The sequence below is a fragment of the Candidatus Skiveiella danica genome, from assembly GCF_022705245.1.
Classification (GTDB): Bacteria; Pseudomonadota; Gammaproteobacteria; order Burkholderiales; family Burkholderiaceae_C; genus Skiveiella; species Skiveiella danica.
This window is the reverse complement of the sequence record NZ_JAKJEW010000048.1, coordinates 1-19,913: the sequence shown is the minus strand read 5'-3', so window position 1 is coordinate 19,913 and position 19,913 is coordinate 1. Positions and strand designations below refer to the sequence as shown.

The following is a 19,913-nucleotide window of genomic DNA, read 5'->3' as shown; positions in this document are numbered from 1 at the left end:
ACGCGCTTGTGGTTCACGCCGGGGAACTCCGGGCGCAACATGTCGTGAATGCGCCGGTAGCCAAAGCGGCGACGCACATGTGCGATCTCGACGATCTTGCCTGTGAGATCCTGGGTCATCGGGTTGGTCTCGGGTGGATGGCGGTAGCTGTCGCGGGAGAGCCCCACAAGACGGCACGCTCGGCGTTCAGACAAATGGTGCTCGCTCACCATGCGCCCAACAGCCTCGCGCCTGGCCTGTGGGGCTAGCGCTTTACCCCCAGGACGCTCTTGAGCGCGTGCATGTCTAGGTGGGCTGCGGCCAGCAGCCGCTTGAGCTTGGCATTCTCGGATTCCAGTTCACGCAAGCGTTGGGCCTGGGAAACCTGCATGCCGCCGAACCTGGCTCGCCATTTGTAAAACGTGGCGTCGCTGAAGCCGCCATTGCGACAAAGCTCCTTGACCGGCAGGCCAGCCTCGGCCTGCCGCAGGAACCCGATGATCTGTTCTTCGGTGAATCTGCTCTTCTTCATGTCCGTCATTCTCCTGGTGATTGACGGACTTCACTAACTTCAGCCTGGTACGGCTGGCGGGGGGCAGGTCAGCCTGACACCGACAGCTTATGCAAAAACGGTGGTTTAAACACCAGTTAAATTCACCCCGGACTCCAAAGCCCAGTGCTACTGAAAATGGGGGGCCGTCGGTGCCACCGCTCTGGACGCCTGGAATCATCACCACAACTGGCACCGCCCGCACGGACCGGGTGCGCCACCCTCATATCCTGACTCAAACTTTCAGTCAACAACCTGTTGACGCTTCACAGCCAGCGATAGATGAAGCCTTGCTTGACATTACCCTGTACCGCAATTTTGCCGTGGTGACCCACATTGAGCGGTTTGCCTACTGGGTCACCACCCTGCGATTCCGTCATTTGCTTGAAAAACCCAAACTGGCCAAGTCATGCCCACAAGGCAATGACCGCAAACGTGCAAGGGACATTTTATACCAAATAAAACATGGAATTACCGTATAGTCATAATTTTACCGGAATGTAGATAAAGCGACTCACAATTGAAAATTCACCTCACCCTTATCTGGCTTGACATTGAGATCGGACCTTTTCGCGAACCGAATTTGATGTACAAAAACCGTCAGCAGTCTGACATAGCGCAGGGAGATCGATGCCTTGTTCACCCCGTGCTTTGCGCAGCCGATCCTGTTACAGCAGTACTCCGGATAGTTTCTCCGCAGGCTTGTACGCGAGTACATCCTGTACTGAATTGAATACTGCCCTGTTTAACGCCCTAAACCAGGAAGTCCCATGAAAGTCGCCATCATCGGCTCCGGTATCTCCGGCCTCGCTGCCGCCCACACACTGCATGGGCACGCCGATCTGACCCTGTTTGAGGCCGCAGACTACTTTGGCGGCCACACCCACACCGTGGACATCACCCTGCCCACGCCGGGCGGTCCGGTCACCCACGGTGTGGACACGGGCTTCCTGGTCTTCAACGAACGCACCTATCCGACCCTGATCCAGTTGTTTGAAGAACTGGGCATCGAGACCGTCAAGTCCGACATGTCGTTCTCGGTCCAGGCGCCTGGCGCGCTGAGCGGCCGCACGCTCGAATGGAGCGGCTCCAGTCTCGACACGGTCTTCGCCCAGCGCAGCAACCTGCTGAACCCGCGCTTCATCCGGATGCTGCGCGACCTGTTGCGCTTCAATGCCTTGTGCACCCGAATTGCCATTGCCAATCAGGACACCGAACTGATGCAGCCCCTGGCCAGCTTCCTGGAACTGCACCGTTTCAGCGCCGAGTTCCGGGACTGGTATTTCCTGCCCATGCTCGGCTGCATCTGGAGCTGCCCGACCGACCAGATGCTGCAGTTCCCCGTGGCCACGATGATCCGCTTCTGCCACAACCATGGCCTGATGCAGGTCAGCAACCGCCCCCAGTGGTGGACGGTCAAGGGCGGCGCGCGCCACTATGTCGACAAGATCACGGCGGCCATCGCCGACAAGCGCCTGAACACACCGGTCCGCCGTATCGAACGCGACCCCGGCACGGCAGCCGCCGGCGTGCGCATCACCACCGACCACGGCACCGACACATTCGACAAAGTGATCCTGGCCACGCATTCCGATCAGTCCCTGGCGCTACTGCAAAGCCCTTCGCGCGAAGAACAAGAGACGCTGGGCGCCATCCGCTACCAACCCAACCGCGCCATCCTGCACACCGACACGTCGGTGCTGCCGCAACGCGCCAAGGCCTGGGCCGCGTGGAATTACGAACGAGCAGCCAGCGCCAACGCTGAAGCTTCTCGGGTGTGCCTGCACTACCTGATCAACCGCCTGCAACCGTTGCCGTTCCAGCAATCCGTGCTGGTTTCGCTGAACCCGGCCCGTGCGATCGACCCCGAGAAGGTCCTGGGCGAATTCGACTATGAGCACCCCGTGTTCGACCAGGCCGCCATTCGCGCCCAGTCTCGTGCCTGGGCCTTGCAGGGGCGTCGCAACACCTACTTTGCCGGGGCCTGGATGGGCTACGGCTTTCACGAAGACGGCCTGAAGGCAGGCCTGAACGCCGCACGCCAGTTGCTGACCGATGCCGGCGCGCGCCGCGAGCCTCCGGCGCCGGCACAGCGGGTGATCGAACTCGAAGCGGTGGCCGCTTGAACCCGCAAGGTGCGCTCATCGGGTTCGGCGAAGTGCGCCACCGGCGCCTGCGCCCGGTCGGCAATGCCTTCAGCTACCCCACCTACTTTCTCATGTTGCCCATGCGCCATCTTCGGGCACACGGCAGCGACACGCTGGCGCTCAACCGGCCTGGCCTGCTGAGCTTTCACGAGCGCGACCACGGCGACGGCCGCAGTGCACGAAGCGGCGGCGCGCTGGCCTGGCTCGACGCACTCCTGCAGGACGCCGGCATCCAGGATGCCACCGGCGAGGCCTGGCTGCAGACCTATCCGCGGGTGCTGGGCCACACCTTCAAACCGGTGAGTTTCTGGTACTGCCATACCCCCCACGGGGACCTGCGCGCGGTCGTCGCCGAGGTCAACAACACCTTCGGCGAGCGGCACTGCTATCTGCTGGATCAGCCGGCATTCGGCACTGAACTGCGTGCCGACAAGGTCTTCCACGTGTCCCCGTTCTGCAGCACGGATGGCCAGTATCGTTTCCGGTTCATGCGCTCCCACAACGACGGTGGGGAGCACATCATTGCCCGCGTCGACCATGACGACGCCGACGGCCCCCTGATCGAGACCAGCCTCAGCGGAACGCTGCAACCCGTAACCCCGACAAGCCTGCGCAGAGCCCTGCTGCGCTACCCCGCTCTGACCTTGGGCGTAGTCGCCCGCATCCACTGGCAGGCCCTTCGCCTCTGGCTCAAGCGGGTTCCGTTCCGCCACAAGCCAGCGCCACCGGCCGAATGGGTGAGCCGCCAGACGCCCTGAGCGCCCACAGATACAACCACCGCCCTTTCCCTCGATTCACCTGAAAACCAACTCGGCCATGAACACCCTGACCGCCCCCTCGCTCTCCCTGCCCCACGGCGCGCCGGCCGCAGCTCGCAGTGTCCTGCGACTGCTGCAAAGGATCCGCCATGGCACGCTGACGATGCAGTTGCCCAACGGTGAAACCCAGAGCTTCGGCAACGGCGAACTGCCCCACGCCGTGATGACGCTGAAGAACTGGAACGTGTGCGCCGCGGCGCTTCGCTCGGGCGACATCGGTTTTGCCGAAAGTTACATCGCGGGCGACTGGACCACCCCCAACCTGACCGCGCTGATCCGGGTGCTGGTGCGCAACCGTCGCGACGTGGACGACGTGATCCACGGCAGCTGGGCCGGACGGCTCGTGTACCGGCTTCGGCACCTCATGCGCCGCAACAGCCAGTCCAACAGTCGCAAGAACATCCACGCCCACTACGACCTGGGCAATGCGTTCTACCAGCTCTGGCTGGACGACACGATGAACTACTCGTCGGCCTTGTTCGACGGCGACCAGAGCCAGTCCATGCAAACCGCACAGCATGCCAAGGTGCGCCGCGCCCTGCGCATGGCCGGTGTGCAGCCGGGCAACCGCGTATTGGAGATCGGTTGTGGATGGGGCGCCTTGGCCGAAATGGCCACCACCGAATTCCATGCCTCCGTCACCGGCGTCACCCTGTCCACCGAGCAGCTCGCTTTCGCACAGGCCCGCATGACCCGGCTCGGGACGCAGAACCAGGCCGATCTGCGACTACAGGATTACCGCGCCATCCAGGATGCGCCGTTCGACGCCATTTGCTCCATTGAAATGGTCGAGGCCGTTGGCCGCGAATACTGGCCCACCTATTTCCAGACGGTTCATCGGCTTCTGAAGCCGGGCGGCAAAGCCTGCATCCAGAGCATCGTGATCGACGACGTCCTGTGGGACCGCTATATCGCATCCACCGACTTCATCCAGCAATACATCTTCCCGGGTGGCTGCCTGCCCTGCCCGCGCGAGTTCCGGCGCGAAGCCGCGGCCGCCGGACTGAAGGTGGTGGACGAGTTCGCCTTCGGCGCGGACTACGCCGAGACGCTCAGAAGGTGGCGCGAGCAGTTCCTTGCCCACCGCCATCAAGTCCAGCGACAAGGCTTCGACGAGCGCTTCATGCACACCTGGGAGTTCTATCTCGCCTACTGCGAAGCGGCCTTCGCGGAATCCAGCATCGACGTGGTGCAGTACACCTTGGCACGGCCATGACTCCTAGATCAATAGCATATCTGGTCCATTTTTCGATGGGATGTGCCCTATTCTGTTCAAATTCTGTCGCCAGCACGGTCCCTGAGCCGGTGCCATCGGTTTCGGCGGCCCCTTCTGCGCTGAGTGGCGCCAGGCTGGCCGGCACGGCCCGGTTGCGTTTCTGGGGACTGGACATTTACCAGGCCCGCCTGTGGGTGCGCCCGGGATTTCAGGCGCCGGATTTCGCGCGGCACACTTTCGCTCTGGAACTGGACTACCTGCGCAACTTCACACGAACCGAGATCGCCACGCGATCGATCGAGGAAATGCGTCGCATCAGCCGCTTCAGTGACGCCCGGGCCGAGGAATGGCAAGGCGCCCTGCGCGCCGCGCTGCCCGATGTGAAAAAGGGCGACAGCATCACGGGTCTGCATCTGCCAGGGACCGGCGTGCGTTTCCTGCTCAACGGCAAGCCCTACGGAGAAGTGCGCGACCCCGAGTTTGCCCCGCTGTTCTTCGGCATCTGGCTGTCGCCCGCCACCTCCGAACCCGCGCTGCGCCAGTCCCTGCTGGCGCAGGTTCAGCCGTGACACCTGATCGGCCTGCCCGGCATGACTGAACCGTTCTTTTCCGCGCGGCAGGGCGCCTTGTATGGCGGCCTGGGCCTGCCCCTGGCGTTCCTCGCCTTGCCGCTGTATGTGATCCTGCCGAACCACTATGCGCGGGAATTCGGCGTGCCGCTGGCCTTGCTCGGCGCATTGCTGCTGGGCGCCCGGCTGCTCGACGCCTTCATCGATCCCCTGCTGGGACGCCTGGGCGATCGCCTGTTTGCGCGATCGCTGGGCAGCGTGCTGGGCGCCGGCGCCATCGCCGCGATCGCGCTGGCCGCGGGATTTGCCGGCCTGTTCCTACCTCCGGTGCGCGGAACCACGGCCTTGCTGTTCTGGGCAGCGGGCGCGCTGGTCTTGACCTACACCGCTTACAGCTTGCTGTCGATCACGCACCAGGCCTGGGGCGCCATGCTCGGCGGGGACGAATGGCAACGCGGGCGGATCGTCGCCTGGCGCGAAGGGTTGGGCTTGGTGGGGGTGGTGCTGGCCGCGCTGGCCCCGGGCCTTCTCGGCATGCCCGCGACCACGGTGCTGCTGGCGATCGCGCTGTTCCTGGGGTGGCTGGCTTGGTCGCGTGCGCCACGCCCCCGGCCGGATATCCAGCGCGTACCCGCGGTGGAGAAGGCGGCCACCGCGGCCAGCCTCTGGCATCCCCTGCGACGCCCGGCATTCCGGCGCCTGCTGGCCGTGTTCATGCTGAACGGGATTGCCAGCGCCATCCCGGCCACCCTGGTGCTGTTCTTCGTGCAAGACCGGTTGCAGGCACCACCCGCCCTGGAGCCGGCCTTCCTCGGTCTGTACTTTGTCTGTGCGGCCATCTCATTGCCTCTGTGGATGCGCGCCGTGCGGCGCTTCGGCCTCGCGCGAACCTGGCTCGTCGGTATCGTTCTGGCGGTCGCCACGTTCGCCTGGGCCGCCACGCTGGGCGCTGGGGATGCCTCGTTGTTCCTGATCGTCTGCGCCCTGTCTGGTGCAGCACTCGGCACGGACCTGGCACTGCCCGGCGCGCTCCTGGCCGGGGTGATTGATGCCAACGGGGACCGCGGCAAAGCCGAAGGGGCGTATTTCGGCTGGTGGAACTTCGCGGTCAAGCTCAATCTCGCCCTGTCGGCCGGGCTGGCCCTGCCCCTGCTGGCGCTGGCCGGCTACACCCCAGGCACCACCGACCCACAGTCCCTGCAGGCACTCACCCTGGCCTACTGCGCCCTGCCCTGCGCGCTCAAGCTGCTGGCCGCCGGCGCGCTCTACGCCCTGGTGATCCGGCCCAGGGCCGCCCCGAGCGCCCATTCACTCTTGCGGAGCCCTTCATGAAACGACGACTTCTTCTGACCGGCATGGCCGGCTCGGCCGCCCTGGCCCTCGCGGGTTGCGCTGGCCCCCAGATCAACGACTATGCATCGGAAAAGCCTGTGCTGGATCTGCGGGAGTACTTCAACGGCACGCTGGACGCCTATGGCCTGTTCACCGATCGCTCCGGCAAGGTCGTCAAGCGCTTCACCGTCGTCATGCGCTGCACCTGGACCGGCGATGAAGGCGTGCTCGACGAGGACTTCACCTATTCCGACGGCACCCTGCAAAAACGCATCTGGCGCCTGAAGCGCTTCGCCGACGGTCGCTACACCGGCACCGCGGACGATGTGGTGGGCGAGGCGACCGGTCAAGCCCGTGGCAACGCCTTCAACTGGAAATACACACTCGCCTTGCCCGTCGATGGCAAGGTGTGGAACGTGGAGTTCGACGACTGGATGTACCTTATGGACGGTCGGGTCATGCTCAACACCGCGGTGATGAGCAAGTGGGGCGTGCGGCTGGGTGAGGTCACGTTGTCGTTCGTGAAAAGGCCATGAAAGCCACCTTCAGTCCAGATCGACCTGTACCGCTGAACGTCGGCAGCGCACCGTCACGAGGATGGTTCGCGCCCCTGAACCCGCCGCTGACGGCCTGGGAGGGACAACGCGTCTGGATCATCGGTGCCTCCAGTGGCATCGGGCGCGCGACGGCCGAGGCGCTGCTGAAGAAGGGCGCCCGCCTCGTGGTTTCGGCCCGCACGGAACAGACCCTGCTGGACTTCGCAGCCAGCCAGGTGGGTCAGAGCGCCGCCACGGGCACGACGATTGTTCCGGTGGCCCTGGATGTGACCGACGCCGCCAGCGTGGCCAAGGCTGCCCGGACGGTGCTGGCGCAGGGTCCGGTCGACGTTGTGCTGTATTGCGCCGGGCACTACCGCGCGCAGCGAGCCACCGCGTTCGACCTGCCCGACATGCTGCGGCACCAGGACGTGAACTACACCGGTGCCCTGCGGGTGCTCGACGCGATCATTCCGTCCATGCTGGAGCGCGGGGCCGGCCACATCAGCCTGGTCAGCAGCGTGGCTGGCTTTCGGGGCCTGCCACAAGGCCTGGCCTATGGCCCCACCAAGGCGGCGCTGATCAACCTGGCGGAAACGCTCTACCTCGACCTGCGCGACGCCGGCATCGGCGTGAGCCTGATTAATCCCGGCTTCGTCGAGACCCCGCTGACCCAACAGAACGCCTTCACCATGCCGGCGCTGATCACGCCCGATCAGGCGGCCATCGAGATCCTTCGCGGCTGGGCACGCGGCCGCTTTGACATCCATTTCCCCAAACGCTTCACGCGATGGCTCAAACTGCTGCGCCTGCTACCCTACCGGCTGTACTTTGCGGCCGTCAGCCGCTTCACCGGACTGTAGCCACCCATGCCTCTCGCCGACCCGCGCGCCGCAGCGGACCACATTGTCCGCTGGTTCGAGACCCTCACCCCGGACAGCCTGACGGGTTTGGACGATTGCTACACGCCCGATGCCACCTTCAAGGACCCGTTCAACGAGGTGAAGGGCGTGGACGCGATCCGGGACATCTTCAGCCACATGTACCGGGCACTTGACGAACCCCGCTTCATCGTGACCGGTCGCATCGTCGACGGTGAACAATGCTTCCTCATCTGGGAGTTTCGCTTCCGTTTCAAGCGTTTCGACACCACCACGTTGCAGACCGTGCGAGGAGGCTCACACCTGATGCTGGCCGACGATGGCCGCATCCGCATGCACCGCGACTACTGGGATGCGGCGGAAGAACTCTATGAAAAGCTGCCGGTGCTGGGCCGGCTGATGCGCTGGCTCAAGCGCCATGCCAACAGCTGACCCAACGGACCAGACACCCCGCGTCAGGCCGGTGGGCGCGAATCGATGAAACTCTGACGCAGCATCAGCTTGTCCTGCAGCTTGTGCAGGTTCGGGTATTCGCTGCGCCAGTCGATCTGCGGGAAGCGGAAATCGAGATACCCCAGCGCACAGCCGACGGCAATGTCGGACAGGCTCAGGTGAATCCCGCTGCAATAGGGCTTGTCGCCCAGCCCCTGGCTCATGGACTTCAGGCTGGCGTGGATCTTGGCCATCTGGCGTTCGATCCAGGCCTGGCAACGTTCGCCGTCCGAGCGACCGGCCCAGGTGGCCTCCAGGCGGGCCAGAATGGCCGCGTCCAGCAGCCCGTCGGCCAGGGCCTCCCAGGTCTTGACCTCGGCGCGCTCACGGCCCGGCTGCGGGATCAGCTTGCCGACGGGCGACAGGGTGTCGAGGTACTCCACGATGACCCGGGAGTCGAACACGGCCTCGCCGCCTTCCATCACCAGACAGGGCACCTTGCCCAGCGGATTGGACTCGCCAATCCGCGTGCCGGCCGACCAGACGTCCTCGGAAACGAACTGGTAGTCCAGCTTTTTCTCCGCCATGACGATGCGCACCTTGCGCACGTAAGGACTTGTCACGGCTCCGATCAGTTTCATGGTCACTCTCTCTGCAGTTATTCTGGTTCTCGTGGTGGATTCATTCTAGGGGAAGCCCGGCGGTCCTGTGGTGCAGCGGCGCAACACCCCCGACCTACAATCCAAGGATGAGCCTGACCCCGACTTCCGCCCTCTCGCCGCTGGACGGCCGCTACGCCGCCAAACTGGCCCCCTTGCGCCCGCTCATGAGCGAACAGGGCTACATGCACCGTCGCGTCCAGGTGGAAGTGGCCTGGCTGATCGCGCTGAGCGACGCAGGCTTTGCCGAGTTCAAGCCCCTGTCCCCCGGCGCACGCACCTACCTGCTGGGGCTGGTGAAACACTTCTCCGAGGCTGATGCTCTCGCGATCAAGGAGATCGAAAAGACCACCAACCACGACGTCAAGGCCGTGGAGTACTGGATCAAGTCCAAGTTCGAGGCCCGCCCCGAACTCGAACTGGCCAGCGAATTTGTTCACTTTGCCTGCACCAGCGAGGACATCAACAACACCAGCCACGCCTTGCAGCTGCGCGCCGGGCGCGACCTCGTGCTGCTGCCGGCGCTGGACCGTATCCTGCTGAAGCTGCGCGAAATGGCCCACAACCTGGCCGACGTGCCGATGCTCAGTCGCACCCATGGCCAGACCGCCAGCCCCACCACGGTGGGCAAGGAGATCGCCAATGTGGTGGTCCGGCTTCAGACCGCCTGCGACCGCATCGCCGCCGTCAGGATCCTGGCCAAGATGAACGGCGCGGTAGGCAACTACAACGCGCATCTGGCCGCCTGGCCCGATTTCGACTGGGAGGCCTTCGCACGCAAGGTCGTCGAGACGCCCGAGCCGCTGGGCCTGGGGTTGACCTTTCAGCCCTTCAGCATCCAGATCGAGCCGCACGACTACATGGCCGAGTTGTTCGACGCCGTGGCCCGTGCCAACACCATCCTGATCGACCTCTCGCGCGACACCTGGGGCTACGTCAGCCTGGGCTACTTCAAGCAGAAACTCAAGGCGGGCGAGATCGGCTCATCGACCATGCCGCACAAGGTCAACCCGATCGACTTCGAGAACGCCGAAGGCAACCTCGGGCTGGCCAACGCCCTGCTGCGGCACATGGCCGAGAAGCTCCCGATCAGCCGCTGGCAGCGTGACCTGACCGACTCCACCGTGTTGCGCAACATGGGCGTGGCACTGGGCTATGCCACGCTGGCCTACCAGTCGCTGCTGACCGGCCTGAACAAGCTGGAACTCAATGAAACGGCGCTGGCCGCCGACCTGGACGGCGCCTGGGAGGTGCTGGCCGAACCGATCCAGACCGTGATGCGCCGCTTCGGTGTGTCCGGTGCGTACGAAAAGCTCAAGGAGGTCACGCGCGGCCAGACCGTCACCGCCGAGGCGCTGCACGGCCTGATCCGCTCGCTGGAGATCCCGCAGGCCGAAAAAGACCGCCTGCTCGCCTTCACGCCCGCCACTTACACCGGCATGGCCGGCGAACTGGCCCGGCGGGTCTGAAACCGCCATTTATTGATCAAAATAGCGCCATCCCAGCGCCAAGTGGTCAGTTATAGCTACCAAATACGAAGCAAACCTGACGCGCATGGCCCTCAAATCCACCATCTTCAAGGCCAACCTCTCGGTTGCGGACATCGATCACGGCTACTACGCCGACCATGCCCTGACCCTGGCCCGCCATCCGAGCGAAACGGACGAACGCATGATGGTGCGGCTTGTGGCGCTGGCGCTCAACGCCTGGCAACTGCAGGCCGTGTGCAACGGGGACGGCGTGCTGGCCTTCGGGGCCGGCCTGTCGGACCCGAACGACCCCGATTTGTCCCTGAAGGACTTCACCGGCCACACCCGCCTGTGGATTGAAGTCGGCCAGCCCGAGGACAAGCCGATTGCCAAGGCCTGTCAGAAAGCGGACCAGGTGATGGTCTATGCCTTCCACCACGCGGCCGAGGTCTGGTGGCGCGGCATCGAGAACAAGCTCAGCCGGCTCGACAAGCTGCAGGTCTGGCGCGTACCGACCGAGGCCTCGCAGGCCCTGACGCGCCTGGCGCAGCGCAGCATGCAGTTGCAGGCCACTGTGCAGGAGGGCAACCTGAGCCTGTCGGACAGCCAGACGCACATCGACATCGAATGCGTGCGCTGGAAATAGACCCCCACCCCGCTCTTCCTGATCTTTTCAGCCGGCTCCCAGCGCCGGTCGGTCACCAGCCGCTCCCGTTTCAGGAGTTGCCTGCATTCGACCCCTGCGTCTCCCGGGCCCGCTCGGCGTAGCGGTTGAAGCGCCAGGCCGTGCCTTCGGCGGTGATGCGGCGCCAGGCGCTGCGTTTTTCTGCCGGACCCATCTCGGGCCAGTACTGCACTTCCGATTCCGTGCGCCCGCAGCCCTTGCACACGGCATCGCCCTGGCTCGTCGAGCAGATGGCGATGCACGGTGTATCCGGGGTGCTGGCATACCAGGTCTGCCACGCCGCCCATGCGTCGGAGGAGAAGGCCTGCTCTTCGGCCAAATCCTGACGCTGGAACACCATGCGCGCGTACAGGCTGGCCAGCGCATGCACCGGTGGCGCGAGCGTGAATCCGTCGGCGCTTGGGCGGCGTTCGCGCCAGAAATTGATCGCGGCCTCGATGTCGGTGATGTGGATGCCAGGCATGAGGAACAGGGATTCTGCGGAAGCGGATCATAGCCCGTGGCGCCCGCGCGCTGGCCTTTGACCAAGTCCTTGCGGTTTGTACGGAATTCGGTGTTTCTGCTGTAATTTCTGCACGAAGGGGAGTAGCTCCCTTTTGCCGTGACACAGGGAGGTGCGCCAAGCGCCGTCACGACAAATATCGACAGGCCGTCATTACGAAGCACTACTTCCGGTCTGTCGGGCACATATTGCATGACTCCATGCTGAGCCAGACCTTCGACTTGTAACCTGGGGTGGTTAGGGTCGAAGCATGCATGGGGATCAGCTGGTCAAGCCTGCTGATCCACGCGTTTCCTGCCCTCTGCGCAACAGGTTGTGAATCGACACAACGCGGAGAGACCCGTCATGGAAATGTTTTCAACCCCTTGGTGGTCCGCCCTTCTGGCCATCATTCTGATCGACCTCGTGCTCGCAGGTGACAACGCGATTGTCATTGCGCTGGCCGCCCGCAGCCTGCCCCCGGCCTTGCAGAAGAAAGCCATCGTCTGGGGCACGCTGGGCGCCATTGTCGTGCGCTCGGCCATGACCGTGGGCGTCGTCTGGCTGCTGCAGATTCCCGGCCTGATGCTGGCGGGTGGCCTCGGCCTGCTGTGGATCGCCTACAAGCTGTTGGCCGATAACGGCGAAGACGAGCATGCCGGGCCGGTCGCACACACCTTCTGGGGTGCGATGAAGACGATCGTCGTGGCCGATGCGTTGATGGGCATCGACAACGTGCTGGGTGTGGCAGGGGCCGCCCACGGCTCTTTCGATCTTGTGATCATCGGCCTGCTGATCAGCGTGCCCATCGTCGTTTTCGGCAGCTCGATGGTGCTGCGGCTGGTGCAACGCTTTCCGCTCATCATCAAGCTCGGCGCCGCCGTGCTGGCCTTCACTGCGGCCCGGATGATCGTGGGCGAACCCCTGCTTGATGCGGTGTTCGATCCCCCGGAGTTCGTGCACACGGCCGCCCGCTGGACGACCTATGCCGCCGCCGTGGCCGGTGTGCTGGGCGCCGGCTGGTGGTCTGCCACCCGCCGCAACGCGCCGGTGCAGCTTGCGCGCGACCATGGCCACGCGGCCTGAAGGATTGCCTGTTTCTCCCGGTCCTCAAACCACCCTGAAAGGAAGCTCCGATGGACAAGATCATTGTGTACGTGGACGATGCGGCCTACGCGAGGCAGCAACTGACGCCGATGCTGGGAACCGGCCAGCACACGCGGTGGGAACTGGTGGCGTGCCCGGCGCACCTGACCCGGCACGCCCGCCGGTGGATCAGCCATTCGGCGCTTGAGAAATGGCGCAACGAATGGTCTCAGCGTCTTCTCGCCGACATCACGCCACTGCTGCGCAATGCGGGTCACACGGTGACCTTGCATGTGGCACACGGCACGCTGGTCGACATGACCCGGCGGCTGACCGGCGGGGATCCGTCGACCCGCGTGTTGGACGCGCGACGGCCGCGTTTCGGGCAGGATCTCGAACCGATTGTCTCCGGACAGGCCGTCACCCCGTCCAGCCGCTGGGCCGTGCCGGGCAGCGTGGCCACGCTGGGGGCCGTTCTGGTTCTGGCGTCTGAATAGACGCGCCCGCCGGCGCGACCCTCTCGTCGGCAGGCGGCACCGCCACGGGTGGGCGGTGCTATGCTGCGCGGCATGAAGCTCATTCTCAAATGGCTGCTGAGTGCAGCCGCGCTGCTGGCAGTGGCCCACCTCTACAGTGGCGTCAAGGTGGACTCGTTCACCGCCGCGATGGTGGCGGCGCTGGTGATCGGCTTGCTCAATACCATCGTGCGCCCGATTCTGGTGCTGTTGACGCTGCCCGTCACCCTGGTCACGCTGGGACTGTTCCTGTTCGTCATCAACGCGCTGATGTTCTGGGCCGCCGGCGGCATGCTGGGGGGTTTTCACGTGGCCGGCTTCGGGGCGGCGCTGGTGGGCTCGCTGATCTATTCGGTTCTCGGCGTCGTGATCGACTCAGCGCTCCAGGGCCTGTTCGCGAAGTCTTGATTCGGCCAGACGCAGCCGGGTGTCAATGATCGACGCCTCGATGTGATCCGCGGGTAGCAGGCTGCCCTTGACCGACAGCGCGCGGGCCGCCTTGAAGCGGTCCACCGCGCCTGCATAGTCCAGATGCGCCATCTGGACCTCGCCCTCGGCCCGCACCGCGCGCAAGACCTGGTTCTGGTCCCGATAGGCCGCCGACAGTGCCTGCCAGGCCGCCGCATCGAGGGGATGCGTGGCCACCCAGGTCTGCAGGGAATCAATGGCCAGTTCGGGCCGACCCTCCCGGGTGCGCAGCTGGGCCAGCTGAAGCAGCTCCGGGCGCGCCAGGGATGGACCAGACCCCAGCGTTTCCATCAGGCTGGAAGCCAGGGGGAGGTTGTTTGCGGCGAGCGCGATGTCGACGGCCAGCAACCGCGCCTGGCGCGACGCCTGCGCATTCCCGGTCGTCAACGCCAGCAGGCGGCGAACCAGCGCTATGGCGCGGCCGTACTCGCGCAGCCGCTCCGCCGCCAGCGCGGCGGTATACAGCACCGCCGCGCGGCGCGGCGCGCTCAGGCTGGCGAATCCGGCCAGCTCCGGCTCGGTGCTCCAGGCCCGAAGCAGATCGACACCGGGGTAAGACAACACCCGGGCGCGCGCCGCAACCATCGCGTGCTCCATGGTGGGTTCCTGAGGGCCCATGGGTGAGCCAGTCATCGGCACGCGCGACTGCATGTCAGCGATGCGCTCGGTGGTGAGCGGATGGCTTCTCAGGTAGGGAAACGAACCGTTGTCGTTCAGCCGCGAAGCCTGCTGCAGCTTTTCGAACATGGTCACGAACCCGCTGGGCTCGAACCCCGCCTGGGTCATCACGCCAAAGCCAATGCGGTCGGCCTCGCGCTCCATGTCGCGGGAGAAGTTGAGCTGGTTCTGCGCCGCCAGCGCCTGTCCGCCGGTGAGCACCGCATTGGCCATCTCGGGACTCTTGCTGGCGGCCAGCGCGGCCAGGATGAGCGCGCCCACCATCCACGGCGCCTGCCGGTTCTGCTGGGTCATGAGGCGGGAGATGTGGCGTTGCGTGACGTGCGTGAGCTCGTGTGCCAGAACCGACGCCAGCTCATCGCGGCTGTTGACCACGCCGAGCAGTCCGAGATGAAGGCCCAGGTAGCCGCCGGGCAGGGCAAATGCGTTGACGCTGCCGTCGCGGCCCAGCAGGATCTCCCAGGCAAAACGTTCGTCGAGTTCGGGCGGGAGTTCGCCGCGTGCGCGCGCGCCCGCCAGCAGGGCCTGCCAGATGCGCTGCACGTACTCGCCGAGAATGGGGTCATCGATATAGTCCGGGTCGCGGTAAAGCTCGCGGACGATGCGCTCGCCGATCCGGCGTTCCGCGCCCGCGGTCATATCGGCGCCATCCCCCATGGCCGGAAGCTGGTTCTGCGCAACCGCCAGCGGCGCCACCTGAGCCGCTATCAATACAGAAGCAATCAGCGACCTTATCACGCCGGGTCTGAGCATATTTCTTTCATATTCTTGGTCAAAGCGTATCCAGCGGGATGTAGCCCACGATCCGCGCCGATCGGGCGTCGAGCAACACGGTCCAGAACGAGCGGCGGGCAACCAGCGGCAGGTACACCATCTGGTCCGCCGGCAGGCCGGCAGCGGCGAAAGCCGCCCGGATTTCACCGGCCTGCGCGGGAAACCGCTCCGGCAACTGGGCGGCGGGGCGGGCCTTGGCCAGCACCTGCGCCGTCGCCCGATCGTAGGGCTGCCAGAACTCCGGCCGCGCCCCGATGTGCAGGCCTTGCACGGCGGCAATGGTGGCGGCCACGCGTTCCTTTTCGTCGACAAAGGGACGCACAGCAACCAGCGTAGGTCCGCTGCGGGGCAGGTCTGCCACCGCAGGCGGCGCCCGCTGCAGCAACTCCTCCGGCACATCGACCGCGTGAACCGCACGGAAACGGTCCAGTTCGAACACCAGATGGACCGGCCGCGCCAGATAGACCGACCACAGGCCATAGCCCAGACCGGCCAGCTGGATCATGGCCACCACCGCCAGGTCGCGCACAAGTTCAGCTCGTGGCTTGGCGCGATTGAAAATGATCAGGGTCATCAGTGGCCCCAGGATCACATCGATGGAGACGACCAACGTGAACAACTCACGGCCTCCCGATATTTCCCGGTAGGGATAGGGGTACCAGACGGCAAATACCAGCCAGGCCGCGCTGGCTGCCACCAGCATGCTGATGCCCAGATGCAGGGTTGCCGCCCGGGCGCGTGATTTCCAGTCAGTCATCGCCATATGATGCTTGAAGAAAATGAACGATCTGTAAACTCACCTGATTCTGCCTCCGAACGCCCAACATGCCTCCAACAAGCCCCCTCACCCATTTTGACGCCCAAGGCCAGGCCCACATGGTGGACGTGGCCGCGAAGGCGGACACACACCGGATTGCCGTCGCAAGCGGCCGCATTGTGATGCAAGCGGGCACGCTGGCCCTGGTTCAGGCTGGCACGGCCAGGAAAGGCGATGTGCTGGGCATCGCGCGCGTGGCCGGAATCATGGCCGCGAAGCGGACCAGCGACCTGATCCCGCTGTGCCATCCGCTGGCCCTGACCCGGGTAGCGATCGACTTCACGCTCCCCACCGAGGCCACAGCAGTTTCGCCCTCGATCGAATGCGCGGCCACGGTCGAAACGGTCGGCCCCACCGGGGTCGAGATGGAGGCGCTGACCGCTGTCCAGGTCGCGCTGCTGACCATCTATGACATGTGCAAGGCGGTGGACCGCGGCATGACCATCACGGACGTGCGGGTGCGCGAGAAGCACGGCGGGAAGTCCGGGAGCTTTGTGAATCCCTGAGCACGGCGAGCCCACCCTCGACCCGCCGATCGTTCCGCCATCCCGCCAAAGACAAAAGCCCCGGCCTGACGGACGGGGCTTTTGCTTCGTATGAAGTGCCGCGCACGGCAAGACAGCCGTTCGCTTACTTGTTGCCTCGGTACTTTCGCAACGCCGACAACTGGGCCGCCATCATGGCCAGTTCGGATGTGGCCATCGCCAGTTCCTGCTCGTTGATCGCATTGCGGACCGCTTCCTGAGCGGCCGCGCGAGCTTCGTTGGCTTTCTCTTCGTCCAGATCCTTGCCACGAATGGCAGTGTCGGACAAAACGGTCACGCGGTCGGGCTGAACTTCCAGAATGCCACCGGCCACAAAAATGAACTCTTCGCCGCCATCAGCCTTCTCGATGCGCACCGAACCCGGCTTGATCCGCGTGATCAGCGGCGTGTGGCGGGGATAGATGCCCAATTCGCCGATCTCGCCGGGAAGCGCCACAAAGCGCGCTTCACCCGAGAAGACCGACTCCTCGACACTGACAACATCAACGTGGATGGTGTTCATGGGTTACCGCCGATCAGATTTTTTTCGCTTTTTCGAACGCTTCGTCGATGGTGCCAACCATGTAGAACGCCTGCTCGGGCAGGTGATCGCACTCACCGTTCACGATCATCTTGAAGCCGCGAATGGTTTCGGCCAGCGTGACGTACTTGCCGGGCGAGCCGGTGAACACTTCAGCGACGTGGAACGGCTGGCTCAGGAAGCGCTGGATCTTGCGGGCGCGGGCCACAGCCAGCTTGTCTTCAGGCGCCAGATCGTCCATGCCCATGATCGCGATGATGTCGCGCAGTTCGCGGTAGCGCTGCAACGTGCCTTGCACGGCACGAGCCGTTTCGTAGTGGTCCACGCCGACCACCAGCGGATCGAGCTGGCGGCTGGTCGAGTCCAGCGGATCCACGGCGGGGTAGATACCCAGCGAAGCAATGTCGCGGCTCAGCACCACGGTGGAGTCCAGGTGGGCAAAGGTCGTGGCGGGCGACGGGTCGGTCAAGTCATCGGCCGGCACATAAACGGCCTGAATCGACGTGATCGAGCCCACCTTGGTCGACGTGATCCGCTCTTGCAGGCGGCCCATTTCTTCGGCCAGCGTCGGCTGGTAGCCCACGGCGGAAGGCATACGGCCCAGCAGGGCGGACACTTCAGTACCGGCCAGGGTGTAACGATAGATGTTGTCGACGAAGAAGAGCACGTCCTTGCCTTCGTCACGGAAGGATTCGGCAATGGTCAGGCCGGTCAGCGCGACGCGCAGGCGGTTGCCAGGAGGCTCGTTCATCTGGCCGTACACCATCGACACCTTGGATTCAGGCAGATTCTCCAGGTTCACGACGCCGGAATCGGCCATCTCGTGATAGAAGTCGTTGCCTTCACGGGTCCGCTCACCCACCCCGGCAAACACGGACAAGCCGCTGTGTGCCTTGGCGATGTTGTTGATGAGTTCCATCATGTTCACGGTCTTGCCCACGCCGGCGCCACCGAACAGGCCCACCTTGCCGCCCTTGGCAAACGGGCAGACCAGGTCAATCACCTTGATGCCGGTTTCAAGCAACTCCTGCGAAGGGCTGAGCTCGTCATAGGCAGGCGCCTTGCGATGGATCGATGCGGTGAACTCGTGACTGACCGGCCCGCGCTCGTCAATCGGCGTGCCCAGCACGTCCATGATGCGGCCCAGCGTGGCTTTGCCCACCGGCACGGTGATCTGCGCACCGGTGTTGAACACCGTCAGTCCGCGGCGCAGGCCGTCGGACGAACCCAGCGCGATGGTACGTACCACGCCGTCACCCAGCTGCTGCTGCACTTCCAAGGTCAGCGGCGAGCCTTCCATCTTGAGCGCGTCATACACCTTGGGCATGCGGTCGCGCGGAAATTCCACGTCCACCACGGCGCCAATACACTGAACAATTTTTCCTTGGGCTTGCATTTTTCGCTCCAATATTACTAATCTGCTTAGCCGCTGATGGCAGCCGCGCCGGACACGATTTCAGACAGCTCTTTGGTAATCGCGGCCTGCCGGGTCTTGTTGTAAACCAGCTTGAGTTCGGCAATCACGTTGCCAGCGTTGTCGGTGGCGGCCTTCATGGCCACCATGCGCGCGGCATGCTCTGACGCCATGTTCTCCGCCAGTGCCTGATAAACCAGCGCTTCGATGTAGCGAAGAAGCAGGTTATCGATCACCGATTGCGCATCGGGTTCGTAGATGTAATCCCAACCCGGCTCGCCACCACTGGCCTTGGCATCATTCGCCATCTTCTCGGACGAAAGGGGCAACAGTTGCTCGATCACGGGCTCCTGTTTCATGGTACTGACAAACTTGTTGTAGCACAGGTGGACGGAGCTGACCTCGCCGGCGACATAGGCATCAAGGAGAACCTTGACAGGGCCGACGAGCTTGTCGAGGTGCGGCCGGTCACCCAGATGGGTCACATGCGACACCACCGAGGCACCCACGCGGTTGAGGAAACCCAAACCCTTGTTGCCGATGGCCACCGCCTTCGTGGTCTTGCCCGCGGCGAGCGTTTCCCGCAGCTTGCCAGTGACCTGGCGCAGCAGGTTGGTGTTGAGCCCCCCGCACAAACCCTTGTCCGTGGTCACCACAATCAGACCCACCGACTTGCCGTCGTTGATCTTCATGAAGTTGTGCACGTACTCGGGGTTGGCCTTGCCCAGGTTCGTGGCAATGTTGCGGATCTTCGTCGCGTAAGGCCGGGCAGCGCGCATACGCTCCTGCGCCTTGCGCATCTTGGAGACCGAGATCATTTCCATGGCCTTGGTGATCTTCTTGGTGTTCTCCACCGATTTGATCTTGGTGCGTAATTCCTTGCCTGCTGCCATCAGTGGCTCCTTGTGGTCAGGTGGAAATCAAGCAAAGGACTTCTTGAACTCGGTCACAGCCTGGGTCAGTTCAGCCTCGGCGTCCTTGTCCAGAGCCCGGCTGTCTTCGACCTTGTTCAACAGGGCAGCGTGCTTGTCCTTGAGGTAAGCGTGCAGGCCGTGCTCGAAAGGCAGGATCTTCTTGACGTCGACGTCGTCCATGTAGCCCTTGTTCACGGCAAACAGCGAAGCGCTCATCAGGCTGATCGGCAACGGGCTGTACTGCTTCTGCTTCAGCAGTTCCGTCACGCGCGCACCGCGATCGAGCTGCTTGCGCGTGGCCTCGTCCAGATCGGATGCGAACTGTGCGAACGCGGCCAACTCGCGGTACTGAGCCAGGTCGTTACGGATACCTCCGGACTGACCTTTGACCACTTTGGTCTGGGCGGCGCTGCCGACGCGCGACACCG

At 64.2% G+C, this 19,913-nt stretch carries 22 protein-coding genes and 2 pseudogenes; 15 read left to right on the top strand and 9 right to left on the bottom strand.

From position 1 onward, the window contains the following. A pseudogene (locus tag ACMUOY_RS18840) lies at positions 1 to 511 on the bottom strand (transposase); the annotation flags it as partial. A 170-nt stretch (positions 512 to 681) separates the two neighbouring features. Between ACMUOY_RS18840 and ACMUOY_RS18835 the strand changes: the two are divergent. From ACMUOY_RS18835 to ACMUOY_RS18795, 9 genes are all read left to right on the top strand, one after another. After that, positions 682 to 1,011, top strand: a complete 330-nt coding sequence (locus ACMUOY_RS18835) for a hypothetical protein (protein WP_413894278.1) — start codon at positions 682 to 684, stop codon at positions 1,009 to 1,011. A 288-nt stretch (positions 1,012 to 1,299) separates the two neighbouring features. Beyond that, positions 1,300 to 2,655, top strand: a complete 1,356-nt coding sequence (locus ACMUOY_RS18830; protein WP_413894277.1) for an NAD(P)/FAD-dependent oxidoreductase — start codon at positions 1,300 to 1,302, stop codon at positions 2,653 to 2,655. Further along, a complete protein-coding gene (locus tag ACMUOY_RS18825; protein WP_413894276.1) occupies positions 2,652 to 3,434 on the top strand; it encodes a DUF1365 domain-containing protein in 783 nt (260 codons plus the stop codon). Before ACMUOY_RS18830 ends, ACMUOY_RS18825 begins: the two co-directional genes overlap by 4 nt. A 58-nt stretch (positions 3,435 to 3,492) precedes the next feature. After that, complete coding sequence (locus ACMUOY_RS18820; protein WP_413894275.1) at positions 3,493 to 4,710, top strand: class I SAM-dependent methyltransferase; 1,218 nt, start codon at positions 3,493 to 3,495, stop codon at positions 4,708 to 4,710. A gap of 89 nt (positions 4,711 to 4,799) precedes the next feature. Beyond that, positions 4,800 to 5,279, top strand: coding sequence for a chalcone isomerase family protein (locus ACMUOY_RS18815; RefSeq protein WP_413894274.1), 480 nt, complete (start codon positions 4,800 to 4,802; stop codon positions 5,277 to 5,279). 21 nt (positions 5,280 to 5,300) lie between these two features. Further along, on the top strand, positions 5,301 to 6,611 hold the full coding sequence (locus tag ACMUOY_RS18810) for an MFS transporter (protein ID WP_413894273.1): 1,311 nt from the start codon (positions 5,301 to 5,303) through the stop codon (positions 6,609 to 6,611). Further along, positions 6,608 to 7,147, top strand: coding sequence for a DUF3833 domain-containing protein (locus ACMUOY_RS18805; RefSeq protein WP_413894272.1), 540 nt, complete (start codon positions 6,608 to 6,610; stop codon positions 7,145 to 7,147). Before ACMUOY_RS18810 ends, ACMUOY_RS18805 begins: the two co-directional genes overlap by 4 nt. Then, a complete protein-coding gene (locus tag ACMUOY_RS18800) occupies positions 7,144 to 8,010 on the top strand; it encodes an SDR family NAD(P)-dependent oxidoreductase (protein ID WP_413894271.1) in 867 nt (288 codons plus the stop codon). The genes ACMUOY_RS18805 and ACMUOY_RS18800 overlap by 4 nt, the downstream gene beginning before the upstream one ends. A gap of 6 nt (positions 8,011 to 8,016) precedes the next feature. Further along, the gene (locus ACMUOY_RS18795; protein ID WP_413894270.1) at positions 8,017 to 8,460 is read left to right on the top strand and encodes a nuclear transport factor 2 family protein; all 444 of its coding nucleotides are present in this window, start codon (positions 8,017 to 8,019) and stop codon (positions 8,458 to 8,460) included. Positions 8,461 to 8,483: 23 nt separating this feature from the next. On the opposite strand, the gene ACMUOY_RS18790 is transcribed toward ACMUOY_RS18795, so the two are convergent. Continuing rightward, positions 8,484 to 9,101 (bottom strand): glutathione S-transferase C-terminal domain-containing protein, encoded by a 618-nt coding sequence (locus tag ACMUOY_RS18790; RefSeq protein WP_413894269.1) that lies wholly within the window; start codon positions 9,099 to 9,101, stop codon positions 8,484 to 8,486. A gap of 107 nt (positions 9,102 to 9,208) precedes the next feature. Between ACMUOY_RS18790 and purB the strand changes: the two genes are divergently transcribed. Further along, on the top strand, positions 9,209 to 10,588 hold the full coding sequence (gene purB / locus ACMUOY_RS18785) for an adenylosuccinate lyase (protein ID WP_413894268.1): 1,380 nt from the start codon (positions 9,209 to 9,211) through the stop codon (positions 10,586 to 10,588). Positions 10,589 to 10,673: 85 nt separating this feature from the next. Continuing rightward, positions 10,674 to 11,234, top strand: a complete 561-nt coding sequence (locus ACMUOY_RS18780) for a YaeQ family protein (protein WP_413894267.1) — start codon at positions 10,674 to 10,676, stop codon at positions 11,232 to 11,234. A 70-nt stretch (positions 11,235 to 11,304) separates the two neighbouring features. On the opposite strand, the gene ACMUOY_RS18775 is transcribed toward ACMUOY_RS18780, so the two are convergent. Next, the gene (locus ACMUOY_RS18775) at positions 11,305 to 11,736 is read right to left on the bottom strand and encodes a DUF3717 domain-containing protein (protein WP_413894266.1); all 432 of its coding nucleotides are present in this window, start codon (positions 11,734 to 11,736) and stop codon (positions 11,305 to 11,307) included. 384 nt (positions 11,737 to 12,120) lie between these two features. Here ACMUOY_RS18775 and ACMUOY_RS18770 point away from each other — a divergent pair, with 384 nt between their 5' ends. The 3 genes from ACMUOY_RS18770 to ACMUOY_RS18760 all read left to right on the top strand — a co-directional run bounded on the left by ACMUOY_RS18770 (position 12,121) and on the right by ACMUOY_RS18760 (position 13,763). Next, the gene (locus tag ACMUOY_RS18770) at positions 12,121 to 12,840 is read left to right on the top strand and encodes a TerC family protein (protein WP_413894265.1); all 720 of its coding nucleotides are present in this window, start codon (positions 12,121 to 12,123) and stop codon (positions 12,838 to 12,840) included. Positions 12,841 to 12,890: 50 nt separating this feature from the next. Continuing rightward, complete coding sequence (locus ACMUOY_RS18765) at positions 12,891 to 13,337, top strand: hypothetical protein (RefSeq protein ID WP_413894264.1); 447 nt, start codon at positions 12,891 to 12,893, stop codon at positions 13,335 to 13,337. A gap of 72 nt (positions 13,338 to 13,409) precedes the next feature. Then, on the top strand, positions 13,410 to 13,763 hold the full coding sequence (locus tag ACMUOY_RS18760) for a phage holin family protein (RefSeq protein WP_413894263.1): 354 nt from the start codon (positions 13,410 to 13,412) through the stop codon (positions 13,761 to 13,763). Here the strand turns inward: ACMUOY_RS18760 and ACMUOY_RS18755 are convergent. Both ACMUOY_RS18755 and tfpZ read right to left on the bottom strand, forming a co-directional pair. Then, positions 13,731 to 15,254, bottom strand: a complete 1,524-nt coding sequence (locus ACMUOY_RS18755; RefSeq protein WP_413894262.1) for a M48 family metalloprotease — start codon at positions 15,252 to 15,254, stop codon at positions 13,731 to 13,733. The genes ACMUOY_RS18760 and ACMUOY_RS18755 overlap by 33 nt on opposite strands. A 19-nt stretch (positions 15,255 to 15,273) precedes the next feature. Then, entirely contained in the window at positions 15,274 to 16,032 is a 759-nt protein-coding gene (tfpZ, locus tag ACMUOY_RS18750; protein WP_413894261.1) for a TfpX/TfpZ family type IV pilin accessory protein, read from the bottom strand. A 68-nt stretch (positions 16,033 to 16,100) separates the two neighbouring features. On the opposite strand from tfpZ, the gene moaC reads away from it, so the two are divergent. Further along, positions 16,101 to 16,598, top strand: a complete 498-nt coding sequence (moaC, locus tag ACMUOY_RS18745) for a cyclic pyranopterin monophosphate synthase MoaC (RefSeq protein WP_413894260.1) — start codon at positions 16,101 to 16,103, stop codon at positions 16,596 to 16,598. Between the two features lie 124 nt (positions 16,599 to 16,722). Here moaC and ACMUOY_RS18740 read toward each other — a convergent pair whose 3' ends face one another. The 4 genes and pseudogenes from ACMUOY_RS18740 to ACMUOY_RS18725 form a co-directional block, all read right to left on the bottom strand. Beyond that, a complete protein-coding gene (locus ACMUOY_RS18740) occupies positions 16,723 to 17,139 on the bottom strand; it encodes a FoF1 ATP synthase subunit epsilon (protein ID WP_413894259.1) in 417 nt (138 codons plus the stop codon). A 13-nt stretch (positions 17,140 to 17,152) separates the two neighbouring features. Beyond that, positions 17,153 to 18,553 carry a F0F1 ATP synthase subunit beta gene (gene atpD, locus ACMUOY_RS18735; RefSeq protein ID WP_413894258.1) on the bottom strand — a complete coding sequence of 467 codons (1,401 nt, stop codon included), beginning with the start codon at positions 18,551 to 18,553 and terminating at the stop codon, positions 17,153 to 17,155. Positions 18,554 to 18,579: 26 nt separating this feature from the next. Further along, positions 18,580 to 19,464 carry a F0F1 ATP synthase subunit gamma gene (gene atpG / locus ACMUOY_RS18730; protein WP_413894257.1) on the bottom strand — a complete coding sequence of 295 codons (885 nt, stop codon included), beginning with the start codon at positions 19,462 to 19,464 and terminating at the stop codon, positions 18,580 to 18,582. Positions 19,465 to 19,491: 27 nt separating this feature from the next. Next, positions 19,492 to 19,913 (bottom strand): annotated as a pseudogene (locus tag ACMUOY_RS18725) (F0F1 ATP synthase subunit alpha); the annotation flags it as partial.